This is a genomic window from Cytobacillus oceanisediminis, from assembly GCF_003182355.1.
GTDB classification, from domain to species: Bacteria; Bacillota; Bacilli; order Bacillales; family Cytobacillaceae; genus Cytobacillus; species Cytobacillus oceanisediminis_A.
In genome coordinates this window covers 130,592-145,162 of the sequence record NZ_QGTW01000006.1, presented here as the reverse complement: position 1 = coordinate 145,162, position 14,571 = coordinate 130,592, and the positions used below count along the sequence as shown (strand labels likewise).

The window sequence follows — 14,571 nt, the reverse complement described above, 5'->3', positions numbered from 1 at the left end:
TATACAAAGAACCATGTTACATAGGGGAAGGGTGAGTTTGAATGTCAATTGAAAGTGTAAAGGCCCATTTTAAAAAATGGGACCGGGAAAAAGATGTGATGGAGTTTGATTCTTTAAGTGCAACCGTAGACCAGGCTGCTGAGACAATCGGTGTCATGCCGGCACAAATTGCCAAGACTCTCTCCTTCAGAGGGGACGAGGATCATGCCATCCTTGTGGTTGCAGCAGGCGATGCCAAAATAGATAATAAGAAATTCCGGAGTACATTCGGCTTTAAGGCGCGTATGCTTTCTGCGGAAGACGTGCTCGAACAAACTGGCCATGCAGTAGGCGGGGTATGCCCATTCGGATTGGCTAACGACCTGGATGTTTACCTGGATGAATCCATGAAAAGGTTCGAGACACTATTTCCTGCTTGCGGAAGCAGCAACTCGGCAATCGAACTTACACCTTATGAAATTGAGGAATACTCAGATGCAAAAGGCTGGGTGGATGTCTGCAAGGACTGGAAAGATGAAGTCATTATTGAGCGGGCTCCTGAGAAAATGACGAAATAAAAAATAAAGGGTGCCAGGTACCTATACCAGTTGACAGAATTGGTACAGGTACCTGGCACCTTTTAATTTGCATTAGTTATTTACAAATTGACGAATAAGGTTATTCAGCTGTTTTGCGGATTTAGTCGGGATACGGTGGTCAACTTTTTCAATAAAATGCAATTGATTGTTAGGTAATTTTTCATGTAGTTGCTCTGCATATGAATAAAAAGGCTTATCCTTTTTACCGTATACCAATAAAATTGGCAGATGGATTTCAGCAAGCTGGTTTACGCAATTGTATTTTAAGCTATAACGATAATATTGCTCGATATTACGGTAATCGCCTTTTCTTGCTTCTGAAAACATTTGTTTAAACAGCTTAATATTATTTGAATTATTCCAAGAGATGGACCACGCTAGGAAGCTTATAGCGCCCTTGCTTGAAAGCCTGATCCCCAAAGAAATCTTCTTCCTCAGGTAATCGTCATTTACATCTGCCATTGCCCCAATCGCGATTCCCCCTAGAGCTCTTTCAGTAAACGATAGCATGAATTCCAAAACAATAGAACCGCCTGTAGAATATCCGCAGAGAAATGCTTTGTTAATATTTAGATGGTCCAAAAGGCGAATGATATCTTTAACAATAAGTGGATAGGTTACAGGTTCAGGGGAGTAGGGGCTTCTCCCATGTCCGCGAATATCAAAAGTAATAACCTGAAAATTTCGCGAAAGTTCTTCTAATTGGTACTTGAAATTGATGGAAGTTAATACAGGAGGGTGAATAAAAACAATGGGTGTACCGCTTCCTTTTACAGTATAGTGCAGACTGGCCCCGTCCAAATTCAGTATTGGCATGTATAGACACCTCAATTTATTGATGCTTTTTAATACATAGTAATTCCTTAACTAATATGTCTGATCTGGACAGGTTTATACGAAAAAGGAGTTTACCTTTGTCTCTATAAAGGTTCCTAGCGACCAAAGTGGATTTTTTCCGTGTTAGGTATTTTCTTTATTTCAAAAAGGAAATAGGGTATGGCCAAAACTTCTTTAAATTAAGGCGCCTGATCTCCGCTGCAGACACTCCCTTTCCAATCAATAGGGTGCTAAAAACAACAATAAGCTTTAGCAGAGCCTAAATGAAAAGTAGTGAAAAAACAGGAATGTTGTATTATTATAAGTAATAATGAATAATCCTAAAGCTTAATAGAATGGAGTGCATCTTAATGGGGAAAAAGCTGATTATCGATCAAATTGACAGTTTACAAGCTGATTTTTATAACATTAGCAAATATATTGGTGAAAACCCTGAGCTTGGACATGAAGAGTTCAAGGCATGCAAAGTGTTGGCTGAAGAGCTGGAGAAGCATGCATTTTCTGTGGAAGTGGGGACATGCGGTTTGCCAACTGCATTTACAGCCACTTTTGACAGCGGGAAGGAAGGTCCTGTTGTTGGATATATGTCTGAATATGATGCATTGCCAGAAGTTGGACATGCATGCGGCCATAATTTGATTGGAACAATGGGAATTGCTGCAGGCATTGGTCTAAGTAAAGTGATCAACGAAACTGGCGGGAAAGTGATAGTATTTGGCACACCGGCTGAGGAAACAAAGGGCGGCAAAGTGACAATGGCAGAAGCGGGTATATTCGATTCACTTGATGCTGCCATAATGGTACACCCGTTGGACAATTATGTGAAGAGCGGAACATCACTGGCGATGGATGCGATCCAGTTTGAGTTTTTTGGAAAATCCGCACATGCAGCTGCAAATCCGCATTTGGGTATTAATGCATTGGATGCTGTTCTCCAAACCTTTAACAGCATTAATGCTATGCGGCAGCATATCACACAGGATGCCAGAATCCATGGAATCATTACAGAGGGCGGAAAAGCAGCAAATGTCGTTCCCGATTACGCTGTTGCTCAGTTTTACGTCCGTGCAGCAAAACGGGAATATGTAAATGAGCTCGTAGAAAAGATTAAAAAATGCGCAGAAGGTGCCGCATTGCAGACTGGGGCGACAATGAAATGGTCATTCTATGAACTTTCATATGACAATATGATCACCAATAATCCTTTGTCGGAAGCTTTTAATAAAGAATTGGTTTCCTTAGGAGTGAATGCGGGTGAAATCTTGGACCAAAAAGACGGATCGGGTTCCCTTGATATGGGAAATGTAAGCCAGTCAGCCCCTTCCATTCATCCATATATTAAAATCTGTAATGAGGCTTATGCATGCCACACACATGAATTCCGCGAGGCGGCAATGAGCGACCAGGGAAGAGAAGCTATGATCCTCGGAGCCAAAGCAATGGCGCTTACCGGCTATGAGGTCTTAACAAATAAAGAACTATTAAAGCAAATAAAAGAAGAATTTAAATTACAGAAAGCATTGGTTTAGTCATAGACATATCCCAAAATAATGGAATTCTTAAACAAAACGGCTAAAAAAAGAACCATGATTCTTCCATAAAACTGGGATGAATCATGGTTTTTTATTTTAAGAAAGACCATTCCATTCTGAATATAGCCCGGTTCCGTTGCAGGCAGGGCAATCAAACTGATTAGCGTGATAAGCGAACTCATTGCCTGGATACAGAGAAAACCCTCTGCCATAGCAGTCCGGGCACTTATTTTCTTCCTTCATGCGGTTGACATGATTTTGATATCTTGTCTCGCGCCATTCATTAAAGGCGTTCAATAATCCCATCTTTTTCACCTCAGCCATTTTTTTCTTATTTTGAATAAAATGGGCAGATTTTATACATCTCGTTACTATATGTATATGAAATAGAGGGGACAAGTGTGAAAAGATGCTCGTCCAATTGTTTTAAATTACGGTATTACTTTATATACGGTGAAAATTTCTTTTATTGCATCATTATATTTTATTTCAATATCTGTTTCATCATAGAACCATTTGTCATTGGATTCTACATAAAAAGTGATTCCTTCCCTTTCTTGCTGTTCACAGCAAATTGCGGGTAAAGCCGGATAGAAAATGGTTTTGCTGACTGGAATTCCTTTTCAAACCATTTAAATGCTTTGTCATCAATTGAGATCATAACAGGTGCACCATCCTTTCTTGTTTTTAGTGTAAGTGAAGGATAATGATGCTGTCTGTGCTTAATGTCACAAAGCTGCTAGGCAAGGCGTTATTTTTTCTGAATTTTGTCAGGCCACTTTTTGTTGAGTGCTTCTACAAAAATACTTACATTCTTTTTCTCTTGCATGACCGGGGAAAGAACATATGAAAGAGTTCGTTTGAATTCCTGGTTTTTAATTTTGATGATTGAAAGGTTTTTTTGGTTAACATCTCTTTCTACTACACTGCCTGACAGGATGCTGATACCCATTCCGTTTATAAGTGTTTCTTTAATCCCCTGGTTGCTGCTGATGGTAAGAAGGGATTTCACTTTTAACCCGTTTGAACGGATAAAATGGTTAAAGTATTCGCGTGTGCCAGAGCCAGTTTCCCTCATAATCCATGCCTCGTTCTGGAGATCTGTAATGGCTACTTCCTTTTTATGGACTAAAGGATGCTTATTTGAAGAAACAATAAATAATTCATCTTGCATAAAAGGAATGACTGTAAGCTCTTTTTCATTCGTCTGGCCTTCAATTAACCCAATATCAACGTGATGGGACCGAGTTGACTGGATAATTTCCTCCGTGTTTCCGATCGTCACTTGGAGTTCGAGCTCAGGGTAATTTTTTTGAAGATCAAGCAGTAAGGGAGGCAAAATATATTCCCCTATTGTAAAACTGGCTCCAATTTTCAGTTCGCCTTTAATGGTGTTTTGCTGCTCTAAAATATCCTGCCGGGTCTGCTCATAAATGGTAATCATCTGCTTGGCCCGGTCATATAATATTTCACCGCTTGGGGTAATTTTAAGAAATTTGGGTGAACGGTGGAACAGCTTGGTCTGAAACTCTTTCTCAAGGTTTTTAATGTGCAGGCTGACGCTCGGCTGTGACATAAGAAGGAGCTCAGCTGTTTTTGTAAAGTTTTTTACTTCTGCCAAGGTTACGAAGGTTTTTAAGGCATCATAATACAAAAAATCACCGCTTTGTCATTAGTATTATTAATAAGTGTGATAATTAATATTTATTTTACTAATGTTAGATCATTCGGTAAAGTAATAGATATATATTTTTTAGGTTTAAAACCGACTTTTTTTATAGGAAAAGAGGAAATTTAAAGAAAAACAAAAAAATCAGCCATATTAGCTGGTTTGGTGAGGTGGATTACGTTGCAACTTCAGGTAATGAACAGTCCGTTTAATCAGGAGCAGACAGAGCTCCTTAATCGCTTGCTGCCGACTCTGACAGAAACTCAATCTTTATGGCTGAGCGGCTATCTTGCAGCAGTGCAGTCATCATCATCACAGGCTGCACCGGCAGTAGAGGAATTGTCTGCGGTGGCTTCCGGTTCGGCAATCTCCAAAGAAGTGACCATTTTATTTGGATCGCAAACAGGGAATGCGCAAAGCCTAGCAAAAAAGGCTGGAAAAACACTGGAAGGTCATGGTTTTCAAGTAAATGTATCCTCCATGAGTGATTTTAAGCCAAATAACTTAAAAAAGGTAAAGAACCTATTAATTGTAGTTAGTACCCATGGTGAGGGAGATCCTCCAGATAATGCATTAACTTTCCATGAATTTGTCCATGGCAGACGTGCGCCAAAGCTAGAAGGCTTGCGTTTCTCTGTATTGGCGCTTGGGGATAGCTCTTATGAGTTCTTTTGCCAGACTGGGAAAGATTTTGATAAGCGTTTGGAGGAGCTTGGCGGGACACGGATTGCTGCCCGCGTAGATTGTGATCTTGATTTTGATGAACCAGCTGCGGAGTGGGTGGAAGCTGTACTTGCCGAATTAAATGAAGGGCAAAGCAGCGTAAATTCATCAGGAACTGCACCAGCTGCCCAAGCTCCGGCAGCCGAATCTGTATATTCCAGGTCCAATCCGTTCAGGGCTGAAGTGCTGGAAAATATTAACCTAAATGGACGCGGATCCAATAAAGAAACGCGCCACCTTGAATTGTCGCTTGAAGACTCCGGATTAACGTATCAGCCTGGAGACAGCTTAGGTGTTTATCCGGAAAACGATCCGGAATTGGTAGATTTGCTCTTAGAAGAAATGAACTGGGATCCTGAGGAAGCGGTGAAGGTGAAGGATCAAGTGGTTACCTTGAAAAATGCGCTGCACTCTCATTTTGAGATTACAGTTCTGACAAAGCCGCTTGTGGAAAAGGCAGCAAAGCTTTCAGGTAATGAAGATTTGCAGGAGCTTGTTTCCAAGAGTGATCAAGTAAAGGCATATATTGATGGCCGGGACCTGGTTGATCTTGTTCGCGATTTTAAACCGTGGAATGGTACTGCGCAGGATTTTGTTTCTATCTTACGAAAAATGCCTGCACGCCTTTATTCCATTTCAAGCAGCCTTGAGGCAAACCCGGAAGAAGTGCATTTGACAATTGGGGCTGTACGTTATGACGCTCACGGACGCGAAAGAAAAGGTGTCTGCTCGATTTTATGTGCTGAGCGACTGCAGCCAGGGGATACCTTACCTGTATTTATTCAGCACAATGAGAATTTTAAACTGCCGGAAAATCCTGAGACTCCAATAATCATGGTTGGACCTGGTACTGGAGTTGCACCGTTCCGCTCGTTTATGCAAGAACGTGAAGAAGCAGGTGCAGAAGGAAAGTCATGGATGTTCTTTGGTGATCAGCATTTCGTAACAGACTTCCTTTATCAGACGGAGTGGCAAAAGTGGCTTAAGGATGGCGTACTGACAAAGATGGATGTTGCTTTTTCCCGCGATGGCGATGAAAAAGTTTATGTGCAGCACCGTATGCAGGAGAACAGCAAGGAACTATTCCAATGGCTGGAAGAAGGGGCAGCTGTCTATATCTGCGGCGATGAGAAACACATGGCGCACGATGTCCATAATACTCTCATTGACATTATTGAAAAAGAAGGCGGTTTGACCCGCGATCAGGCTGCAGCTTATCTTGCTGAAATGCAGCAGAATAAACGCTATCAGCGTGACGTATATTGATTTGGAATGAAAGGAGTTTTTCAGCATGGTGAACCCTAAATTAAAAGCGCCGGATGGCCCTCCGAGTGACGTTGAGGGCATTAAGGATCGAAGCAATTATTTGCGCGGAACATTGGCAGAAGTAATGCAGGACCGGATTAGTGCCGGAATTCCGGACGACGATAACCGCTTAATGAAGCACCACGGCAGTTACCTTCAGGATGACCGTGATTTAAGAAATGAACGCCAAAAGCAAAAGCTGGAACCGGCATATCAGTTCATGCTGCGTTTGCGTTTGCCAGGCGGAGTAGCAACTCCGGAACAATGGCTTGTAGTGGATGAATTGGCTGATAAATATGGCAATGGAACTTTGAAGCTGACAACGCGTCAAACCTTCCAGATGCATGGGATTTTAAAATGGAATATGAAAAAGACGATTCAGGAAATCCATGCAACAATGCTGGATACTATTGCTGCGTGCGGGGATGTCAACCGTAACGTTATGTGTATCTCAAATCCCGATATTTCAGAAATTCATTCGGAAGTCTATGAATTAGCGAAAATGTTAAGTGATGATTTGCTGCCTCGTACGAGGGCATATCATGAAATCTGGCTGGACGAAGAAAAAGTTGCCGGTTCGCCTGAGGTAGAAGAAGTTGAGCCGATGTACGGTGCGCTTTATTTGCCGCGTAAGTTCAAGATCGGAATTGCTGTACCGCCTTCCAATGATATTGATGTATTTTCACAGGATCTGGGTTTCATTTCTATTGTAGAAAACGGCAAGCTGGTTGGCTTTAATGTTGCTATTGGAGGCGGTATGGGCTTCTCTCATGGCGACAAAGAAACATATCCTCAGCTTTCCAAAGTAATCGGTTTTGTTGCGCCGGATAAGATTTATGATGTCGCGGAAAAGGTTATTACCATTCAGCGCGATTATGGAAACCGCTCCGTCCGGAAAAATGCACGCTTTAAGTATACGGTAGATCGACTTGGTTTGGAGACCGTTAAAGAAGAGTTGGAGAATCGCTTGGGATGGAGTTTGGATGAAGCTAGGCCATTCCAGTTTGACTCAAATGGAGACCGCTATGGCTGGGTAAAAGGTGTCCGTGGAAAATGGCATTTTACAATGTTCATAGAAGGCGGCCGGGTTGCGGATTTTGACGGATATAAGCTCAAAACGGCTTTGCGCGAAATAGCGAAGGTTCATAAAGGTGATTTCCGATTAACTGCGAATCAGAATTTGATTATTGGGAATGTCTCTACTGGAGATAAGCAGAAAATTGAGGCGCTCATTGAACAGTATAGCCTGACAGATGGAAGTCGGTATAGCGCACTGCGCCGCGGATCCATGGCCTGTGTAGCCCTCCCAACTTGCGGATTGGCAATGGCTGAAGCCGAACGCTATCTTCCTGTTTTGATCGATAAAATAGAAGAGATTGTGGATGAAGCCGGCTTGCGGAACGAGGAAATTACCATACGTATGACCGGTTGCCCGAACGGCTGTGCACGCCATGCTTTAGGTGAAATTGGCTTTATCGGAAAAGCTGTCGGTAAATACAATATGTACCTGGGTGCAGCCTTTGACGGAAGCCGGTTGAGTAAAATGTACCGGGAAAACATCGGGGAAGAAGACATATTAAACGAGCTGCGCGTTATTCTGCCGCAATATGCTCGGGAACGCCTTGACGGCGAGCACTTTGGCGACTTCGTGGTTCGTGCCGGGATTATCGAGGCGACAACTGATGGGACTAACTTTCATAATTGAGATTGAGAAAAGACGGGGATCGCGGGGTCCCTGTCTTTTTTTATAGATCGAACGCACATAAAAAAATTTTATCCGCACATAATTTCCTGCTTTCGCACATAAAAAAATCTATCCGCACATAAAACATCTCTATCCGCACATAAATTCTAATTTCGACATCGCGGAATCAAATCTCCATTATTTTTGAAGGAAAAATAGCCGGATTGTCGAACCTAGTAATAAAAATACTTATTGGAGTGATGTTATGATACTTAAAGAAAGAAAAATTCCTCTTTTGATTCGAAAACTGGAAGCTCTTCTCCGCAGGCTGCCTCCTCTCCATCCCAAAATCCCATTAATTAATGAAGATCTAAATAAAAGAATTGCAGGTTATAAAGGTGAAGCTTCTATTGATTTTCATTTGGATTTTCTAGATATTAAGGGGTTATTTATTTTTCATAATTTATCTATGTAATTTCAGTCTTTTTCTATTTTTCTATATTGATAACCTTATAGAGAAGGTATGGAGGCAGAATCATGATTGATTATCGAATAAAACCTATTGGAGGATTTGATGAAAAAATGGGTGAACTGGTATCGATGCTGGAACATGCTAGGGCGGTGACGTTGCAGGATATTTATGGTTTGACACAGGCTGAACTGGACTTTCTTCCTGATGAGAACAGCAACACGATTGGTTCTCTTTTGATGCATATGGCTTTCATCGAATATGTCCACCAAATCATTACATTTGAAAATAGAGATCTGAATAAGATTGAACTCGTGAAATGGGGGGCAGCTATGGAACTTGGCGGGAAAGCCAAAGCAAAGATTAAGAATCAGCCTCTTGAGTATTACATGAATGAACTTGGTAGCATTAGGAAGAAAATTTTAACGCTGCTAAAAACAAAGCAAGACAGCTGGCTATTTAAACAAGGAAAATGGAAAAATGGAGTTCCTTTTAACAACTATTGGCTTTGGTTTCACGTAATGGAAGATGAAATCAGCCACCGCGGGCAAATAAGAGTGATTAAACGGCAGCTGGCTATGAAGAAAAAAGGTGATCAGTTAACTTAACAATCCTGGAGCTGGTCTCATTTGGAGACCAGCTGATATTATGCAAATCTAATTTCCGAAGCTTTCCCAATTTATGACACTAAACTTTCATTTAAACGTATGAAAAGTATACAGAGAAATTGGATAGGAAGCGGTGGTTAACAATGAGTAAAGGAAAAAGGACCGAGACTTTAATGGGAAGTGGAATGGCTATAGGACTGGCGCTGGGCGTGGCTTTCGGTTTGCTTTTTGATAATCCCGGAATCGGATTGGCGATCGGAATTGCGTTGGGGGCAGGGATAGGGTCTTCCAAAAAATAAGTATATTTCAAAGGGGGGATGGAGATTGGTCAAAAATACAAAATTATTTAGGGTGGCGGCAATTTTATTTATTGCTTCAATGATTATAAACTTTCCTTTTCCGCATGAAAGTCCATTTGGCGAGGAAGCGCTAACGATTTTAGATATTCCAATTAGAACGGTAAACGGTCTATATTTTGTAGGGATTCTAACCTTGTTTTTGTTTATTTTGAGTCTGTATTTTCTTTACAGGTCACTGGAAAAATATTATATCCGTTCCATCATCGCAGCAATTTTTATCTCTTCTCTGTCTCCTCCCATTTTGGCAGAGGCCTATCAAAAAACAATGGCTGAGGGTATATATGCTGTCTCTTATCAAAAACAAGAAAGCACCTGCAGCTTTGAAATGGGCACTGAAGAAATATTGCACGTAATTTGTGGTCTTCCTTTTGAAAACTATAGCAACGATGATGTAAAGTTTGAAATCGAATTTTATGACAAATACCTTTTCGAAGATGATGAAAAAATGGTATCGCTGTTGAACAGCAATGGCCCATATGAGGCTAGTATAAGGGCAAACGAAGGAAAAGAAGTTCGTATTGAAACTGATATTGATGTATCAGAAATCAAGAACCATATTATTAGCGGCGAATCCTCCTTAATTAGCATTATCATTAAGTCCCGAGATGGATTTAGAAAACTGTGAAGTTTTAAATAGAACACTTAAATTATTGAGCTTAATGATAAATTAGAAGATAAAATGTAAGGGGTTACTTAATGAACATTCAATTAAAGCCTGTTACGAGAGACAATTGGGAAGAAGTAATTAATTTAAAGGTGAAGGAATCGCAACGTCACTTCGTTCCTTCAGCTGCGGTTTCACTGGCAAAGGTGTATATCAAACCCGACGGGGAGCAAGTCGAGTATATTCCATTTTCTATCTATGATCATGATAGAATGGTTGGTTTTATCATGCACGCTTATGAAGAGGGTACGGTTAATATGTATTGGATTAACGGCTTTATTATAGACGAAAAGTTCCAAAGGAGCGGGTATGGCAGGGCAGGGTTAAATGAAATGATCAACTGGATAAAAAATAAATTCCCAATATGCAAGGAAATCCGGTTAACTGTTCATAAAGATAATCATTATGCACGAGATCTTTATAATAGCTTTGGGTTTCTTCCAACTGGAGAGGTTTGGGGAGACGAGGAAGTATTCTATTTTGAGGTAAAAAGGAGTTTTTAAATGAACATTGAATCACTTAAGGTAAACAAACAAAGCTGGGACGAGGCAGCGGAGCGTTTTTATGGGCGTAATCCGCTGCCGGAATACGGCCCGCTTGCGCCAACTGAAGATGAGCTGAAATTATTTGGTGATGTTCGTGATTTGAAAATGTTGGAAATAGGGTGCGGAAGCGGACATTCACTTAAATATTTGGATCAGCGAGGTGCCGGGGAGCTTTGGGGACTGGATTTGTCTACAACCCAAATTGCTGCCGCCAAGGCACTTTTACAAAACGCTGCCTCACCTGTAAAGTTATTTGAATCGCCGATGGAGAATAATCCCGGATTACCTGACGATTATTTCGATATTGTTTTTTCTATATATGCTTTGGGGTGGACAACTAATCTTGAGAAGACTTTAACGAATGTCCATCAGTATCTGAAACCGGGGGGATTGTTTATTTTCAGCTGGGAACACCCCATGTATAACCGTGTTAAAGCTAAAAATGGTGAGCTGCTGATGGATAAATCCTATCATGATGAAGGTCCATACCAGCATGAAGCTTGGAGCCAGCCTGCCATCATGCAGCAATATAAACTAAGTACTTATGTTAATTTATTGATCGACAACGGTTTTAAAATTGAAAAGGTAGTTGAAGACGTAAGTTTATCCGATGAAGATATCCAGAGGCATGCGAATAGATGGTACTCCTATGAAAAAGCAAAGGATCTGCCAGCAGCTTTTATAATAAAAAGCAGAAAGTCTTAGATTTTTCTATCTCTTTTGGAGTGGATCTTATAAAAACACCCTCTTTTCCAGAGGGTGTCATCCTTTTAGTTATAAATCCGATTTCGGATTCGTATTAAATTTACCGTTTTTGTTTTCTTTTTCATGACCGTGGACCTGGTCTCCGCCATTGCCTTTTTCTCGCACTTTTTTACCGCCGAGCTTTACGTTTGGGTATTCTTGTTCTGACATGGTCTTCACCTCCATGTTATTTAAATTATCCATATTGGAAGAAAATATATAAATTTTAGGGTATTTGCATGGAATTTACTCTTATTAGGCATAGCCCGGCGGCTCATGACAGTGGAATGTGACAACCTATAAATATTAATAGGCGGGATGTGATTATTAACTTAATCATCGAAGTCTTTAGAAGGATAGCCTGTTCCAAATGTGCTTTTTGGAACGGTGAATTATTTGCTGTTGATGGGAACGGTACATAAGCTTAAAGTACTTGGGATCTATAAATGAGGAATCCTAAATGGCTATATGTCCTCTCACCGAAAATTGGATAGTCACCTAAAAGCGAGCCAGCCAATATAATAGGTATACGAATTAATCTTTAATAAAAAGGTGACTGGAATGGAAAAGGTATTGCTTTTCTGTGATCCAGGGATTGATGATGCGGTGGCAATAATTTATGCATTATTAAATCCCAGGATTGATTTAGTAGGAGTGGTTACTGGTTATGGCAATGTTAATGAAAAACAGGCAACAGAAAATGCATCCTATTTGCTGCAGCTGGGAGGAAGGCCGGATATCCCGGTTATAAGAGGGGCAAAGGGGCCTTTTTCCGGTGAGCTTGTCAGTTATTATCCGGAAATTCATGGACCAGAAGGTTTGGGGCCAATCCGTCCGCCTGATAATCTTGTAACAAACGTTCAAGATTACAGGGCCGTCTTTGACCTTATAAATCTGTATAAAAATGATTTAACACTTGTAGATGTAGGAAGGTCCACCTCCCTGGCTACATCTTTTATCTTGAAAGGAGCCGAGGAAGTAAATCAAGTTAAGGGAATTTACATCATGGGAGGAGCCTTTAATCATCCCGGAAATGTTACTGCCGTGGCTGAAGCTAATTTTTTCGGAGATCCAATTGCAACTGACCTTGTCCTTGAAAAGGGAAGAAATGTCACAGTTATTCCACTTAATGTGACAAATTATGCTCTGGTGACCCCGCAAGTAGTCAATTGGATAGCAGCTTCTAAATCCAATCCCTATTCTGGATTGATTAAACCAATTATTGATTACTATATTAACGCATACAAGAAATTGGTACCAGGCTTGAATGCTGCCCCGATGCATGATGTAATCACCTTATTCGCGTTAACCAGCCCTGGTTCTTTTCAATTTGCCTCACGCAGGGTTAGAGTCGAATCTTCATCGTTATCCAGAGGGAGAACAATTGCCGACTTCCGGGCAAATCCAAAAGAAGAACAGAAGGAAACGCTGGATCATATCGCCTTGGCATTCGACTATAATGCCTTTATTCAAGACTTTATTAACGTTATGACTGCTAAAGTTAATAATGTTAAAACGATTGAAAAACGGTGTCATTTTTAATGGGATTTGTATTTCATTTGGAATGAAAAGGTCAGGAAATATATCTGCCTTGCAAAAAATAAGAATAAAAACCTTATTATGATTTTAAGGAAACTGATCTGGGTGATTGTTGAGATGAATTTTTTCGGATATTTCTTGCAAAACTAAATATATGGAATCGATATGTGAAGCGGTATGAATTCCATATGCAATACCTGCTAATACGACTGAAGTTCCGATCTTTCTTGGGTCATATAGGCATCTCTATTATGAAACTTGACTCAGTTTGTTATACTAGTATAGGTAAGAATATATGTTTAAACCTATTAACAGATATATCTTGCAAATATTAAGTGATAGGTGGAAATAAAAATGAGTCAAAAACCATACAGAGTATTGCTGTATTATATGTATGTTCCGATTGAGGACCCAGAAGAGTTCGCAAGGGAGCATAAAGCTTTTTGTAACGAGCTTGGCCTTAAGGGACGTATTCTTGTTGCAAATGAAGGGATTAACGGTACTGTTTCAGGGCCAGTGGAACAGACGGATCGCTATATGGAAATGATGAGGCAGGATCCTCGCTTTGCAAAGATGGTTTTCAAGATTGATGAAGCGGATGGCCATGCTTTTCCAAAAATGAAGGTGCGCGCCCGCCGAGAGCTGGTAACACTTCGTCTTGAAGACGATGTCAATCCGAACCAGCTGACAGGGGAATATCTTGAGCCTAAAGAATTTTACAAGATGCTTCAGGATGAAGATACTGTCGTACTGGATGCACGCAATGATTATGAGTATGATCTTGGCCACTTTAGAGGAGCGATCAGACCTGATATAAAAAACTTCCGTGACCTGCCTGAGTGGGTCCGTGAAAATAAAGAAATGCTTGGCGACAAAAAGATTATAACGTATTGCACAGGCGGAATCCGCTGTGAAAAATTCTCCGGCTGGCTTTTGAAAGAAGGCTTCAAAGATGTAGCCCAGCTTCATGGGGGAATTGTCACTTACGGAAAAGACCCTGAGGTTCAAGGCGACCTGTGGGATGGCCAGCTTTACGTATTCGATGACAGAATCGGCGTACAGGTCAACCAGAAGGAGCATGTAGTCGTAGGGAAAGATTACTTCTCAGGAGAACCATGCGAGCGCTATGTAAACTGCGCTAACCCGGAGTGCAATAAAAAGATTCTATGCTCAGAAGAAAACGAGCATAAATATATGCGTAGCTGTTCAGATGAATGCCGCATACACCCAAGAAACCGTTATATCACGGAGCATGGGTTAACAGAAGCAGAAGTAGAAGAACGATTAGAAAAAATGAATGCCTAATATGGTGAGA

The 14,571-nt window shown here is 40.8% G+C and carries 17 protein-coding genes; 12 read left to right on the top strand and 5 right to left on the bottom strand.

The annotated features are described in order from the left end of the window. The first annotated feature begins 41 nt into the window (after positions 1-41). Positions 42-557 (top strand): YbaK/EbsC family protein, encoded by a 516-nt coding sequence (locus DFO73_RS13055; RefSeq protein WP_110065186.1) that lies wholly within the window; start codon positions 42-44, stop codon positions 555-557. A 72-nt stretch (positions 558-629) separates the two neighbouring features. Here the strand turns inward: DFO73_RS13055 and DFO73_RS13050 are convergent, their stop codons facing one another. Further along, positions 630-1,394, bottom strand: a complete 765-nt coding sequence (locus tag DFO73_RS13050; RefSeq protein WP_110065185.1) for an alpha/beta fold hydrolase — start codon at positions 1,392-1,394, stop codon at positions 630-632. Positions 1,395-1,765: 371 nt separating this feature from the next. Here DFO73_RS13050 and DFO73_RS13045 point away from each other — a divergent pair, with 371 nt between their 5' ends. Continuing rightward, complete coding sequence (locus tag DFO73_RS13045; RefSeq protein ID WP_110065184.1) at positions 1,766-2,944, top strand: M20 family metallopeptidase; 1,179 nt, start codon at positions 1,766-1,768, stop codon at positions 2,942-2,944. Between the two features lie 99 nt (positions 2,945-3,043). Here DFO73_RS13045 and DFO73_RS13040 read toward each other — a convergent pair whose 3' ends face one another. From DFO73_RS13040 to DFO73_RS13035, 3 genes are all read right to left on the bottom strand, one after another. After that, on the bottom strand, positions 3,044-3,253 hold the full coding sequence (locus DFO73_RS13040) for a methionine aminopeptidase (protein WP_110065183.1): 210 nt from the start codon (positions 3,251-3,253) through the stop codon (positions 3,044-3,046). 223 nt (positions 3,254-3,476) lie between these two features. Further along, positions 3,477-3,608, bottom strand: a complete 132-nt coding sequence (locus DFO73_RS29350; protein WP_258309459.1) for a hypothetical protein — start codon at positions 3,606-3,608, stop codon at positions 3,477-3,479. A gap of 90 nt (positions 3,609-3,698) precedes the next feature. Further along, the gene (locus DFO73_RS13035; protein ID WP_110065182.1) at positions 3,699-4,601 is read right to left on the bottom strand and encodes a LysR family transcriptional regulator; all 903 of its coding nucleotides are present in this window, start codon (positions 4,599-4,601) and stop codon (positions 3,699-3,701) included. 195 nt (positions 4,602-4,796) lie between these two features. Between DFO73_RS13035 and DFO73_RS13030 the strand changes: the two genes are divergently transcribed. The 8 genes from DFO73_RS13030 (at position 4,797) to DFO73_RS13000 (ending at position 11,678) form a co-directional block, all read left to right on the top strand. Then, on the top strand, positions 4,797-6,605 hold the full coding sequence (locus tag DFO73_RS13030) for an assimilatory sulfite reductase (NADPH) flavoprotein subunit (RefSeq protein WP_110065181.1): 1,809 nt from the start codon (positions 4,797-4,799) through the stop codon (positions 6,603-6,605). Between the two features lie 25 nt (positions 6,606-6,630). Further along, the gene (cysI, locus tag DFO73_RS13025; protein WP_110065180.1) at positions 6,631-8,349 is read left to right on the top strand and encodes an assimilatory sulfite reductase (NADPH) hemoprotein subunit; all 1,719 of its coding nucleotides are present in this window, start codon (positions 6,631-6,633) and stop codon (positions 8,347-8,349) included. A gap of 244 nt (positions 8,350-8,593) precedes the next feature. Beyond that, positions 8,594-8,803 (top strand): hypothetical protein, encoded by a 210-nt coding sequence (locus DFO73_RS13020; protein ID WP_258309456.1) that lies wholly within the window; start codon positions 8,594-8,596, stop codon positions 8,801-8,803. A gap of 62 nt (positions 8,804-8,865) precedes the next feature. Then, positions 8,866-9,405: a DinB family protein gene (locus DFO73_RS13015; protein ID WP_110065179.1), complete on the top strand. Its 540-nt coding sequence runs from the start codon at positions 8,866-8,868 to the stop codon at positions 9,403-9,405. A gap of 143 nt (positions 9,406-9,548) precedes the next feature. Then, positions 9,549-9,704 carry a hypothetical protein gene (locus tag DFO73_RS28685; RefSeq protein ID WP_181396011.1) on the top strand — a complete coding sequence of 52 codons (156 nt, stop codon included), beginning with the start codon at positions 9,549-9,551 and terminating at the stop codon, positions 9,702-9,704. Positions 9,705-9,729: 25 nt separating this feature from the next. Beyond that, on the top strand, positions 9,730-10,389 hold the full coding sequence (locus DFO73_RS13010) for a hypothetical protein (RefSeq protein WP_110065178.1): 660 nt from the start codon (positions 9,730-9,732) through the stop codon (positions 10,387-10,389). Positions 10,390-10,460: 71 nt separating this feature from the next. Further along, entirely contained in the window at positions 10,461-10,931 is a 471-nt protein-coding gene (locus DFO73_RS13005; RefSeq protein ID WP_110065177.1) for a GNAT family N-acetyltransferase, read from the top strand. Beyond that, positions 10,932-11,678: a class I SAM-dependent methyltransferase gene (locus DFO73_RS13000; RefSeq protein WP_110065176.1), complete on the top strand. Its 747-nt coding sequence runs from the start codon at positions 10,932-10,934 to the stop codon at positions 11,676-11,678. Between the two features lie 69 nt (positions 11,679-11,747). On the opposite strand, the gene DFO73_RS28680 is transcribed toward DFO73_RS13000, so the two are convergent. Further along, positions 11,748-11,888 (bottom strand): hypothetical protein, encoded by a 141-nt coding sequence (locus tag DFO73_RS28680; protein WP_181396010.1) that lies wholly within the window; start codon positions 11,886-11,888, stop codon positions 11,748-11,750. A 390-nt stretch (positions 11,889-12,278) separates the two neighbouring features. Between DFO73_RS28680 and DFO73_RS12995 the strand changes: the two genes are divergently transcribed. Next, the gene (locus DFO73_RS12995; protein WP_110065175.1) at positions 12,279-13,259 is read left to right on the top strand and encodes a nucleoside hydrolase; all 981 of its coding nucleotides are present in this window, start codon (positions 12,279-12,281) and stop codon (positions 13,257-13,259) included. 351 nt (positions 13,260-13,610) lie between these two features. Then, entirely contained in the window at positions 13,611-14,561 is a 951-nt protein-coding gene (gene trhO, locus DFO73_RS12990) for an oxygen-dependent tRNA uridine(34) hydroxylase TrhO (RefSeq protein ID WP_110065174.1), read from the top strand. Positions 14,562-14,571: the final 10 nt, after the last annotated feature.

What these genes read in the sequence shown, in the direction of transcription:
- trhO (WP_110065174.1), top strand. Translation starts at nt 13,611, where the DNA reads ATGAGTCAAAAACCATACAGAGTATTGCTGTATTATATGTATGTTCCG.
- DFO73_RS13045 (WP_110065184.1), top strand. Translation starts at nt 1,766, where the DNA reads ATGGGGAAAAAGCTGATTATCGATCAAATTGACAGTTTACAAGCTGAT.
- DFO73_RS13055 (WP_110065186.1), top strand. Translation starts at nt 42, where the DNA reads ATGTCAATTGAAAGTGTAAAGGCCCATTTTAAAAAATGGGACCGGGAA.
- DFO73_RS12995 (WP_110065175.1), top strand. Translation starts at nt 12,279, where the DNA reads ATGGAAAAGGTATTGCTTTTCTGTGATCCAGGGATTGATGATGCGGTG.
- DFO73_RS13040 (WP_110065183.1), bottom strand. Translation starts at nt 3,253, where the DNA reads ATGGGATTATTGAACGCCTTTAATGAATGGCGCGAGACAAGATATCAA.
- DFO73_RS28685 (WP_181396011.1), top strand. Translation starts at nt 9,549, where the DNA reads ATGAGTAAAGGAAAAAGGACCGAGACTTTAATGGGAAGTGGAATGGCT.
- DFO73_RS13000 (WP_110065176.1), top strand. Translation starts at nt 10,932, where the DNA reads ATGAACATTGAATCACTTAAGGTAAACAAACAAAGCTGGGACGAGGCA.
- DFO73_RS13020 (WP_258309456.1), top strand. Translation starts at nt 8,594, where the DNA reads ATGATACTTAAAGAAAGAAAAATTCCTCTTTTGATTCGAAAACTGGAA.
- DFO73_RS13015 (WP_110065179.1), top strand. Translation starts at nt 8,866, where the DNA reads ATGATTGATTATCGAATAAAACCTATTGGAGGATTTGATGAAAAAATG.
- DFO73_RS28680 (WP_181396010.1), bottom strand. Translation starts at nt 11,888, where the DNA reads ATGTCAGAACAAGAATACCCAAACGTAAAGCTCGGCGGTAAAAAAGTG.
- cysI (WP_110065180.1), top strand. Translation starts at nt 6,631, where the DNA reads ATGGTGAACCCTAAATTAAAAGCGCCGGATGGCCCTCCGAGTGACGTT.
- DFO73_RS29350 (WP_258309459.1), bottom strand. Translation starts at nt 3,608, where the DNA reads ATGATCTCAATTGATGACAAAGCATTTAAATGGTTTGAAAAGGAATTC.
- DFO73_RS13005 (WP_110065177.1), top strand. Translation starts at nt 10,461, where the DNA reads ATGAACATTCAATTAAAGCCTGTTACGAGAGACAATTGGGAAGAAGTA.
- DFO73_RS13050 (WP_110065185.1), bottom strand. Translation starts at nt 1,394, where the DNA reads ATGCCAATACTGAATTTGGACGGGGCCAGTCTGCACTATACTGTAAAA.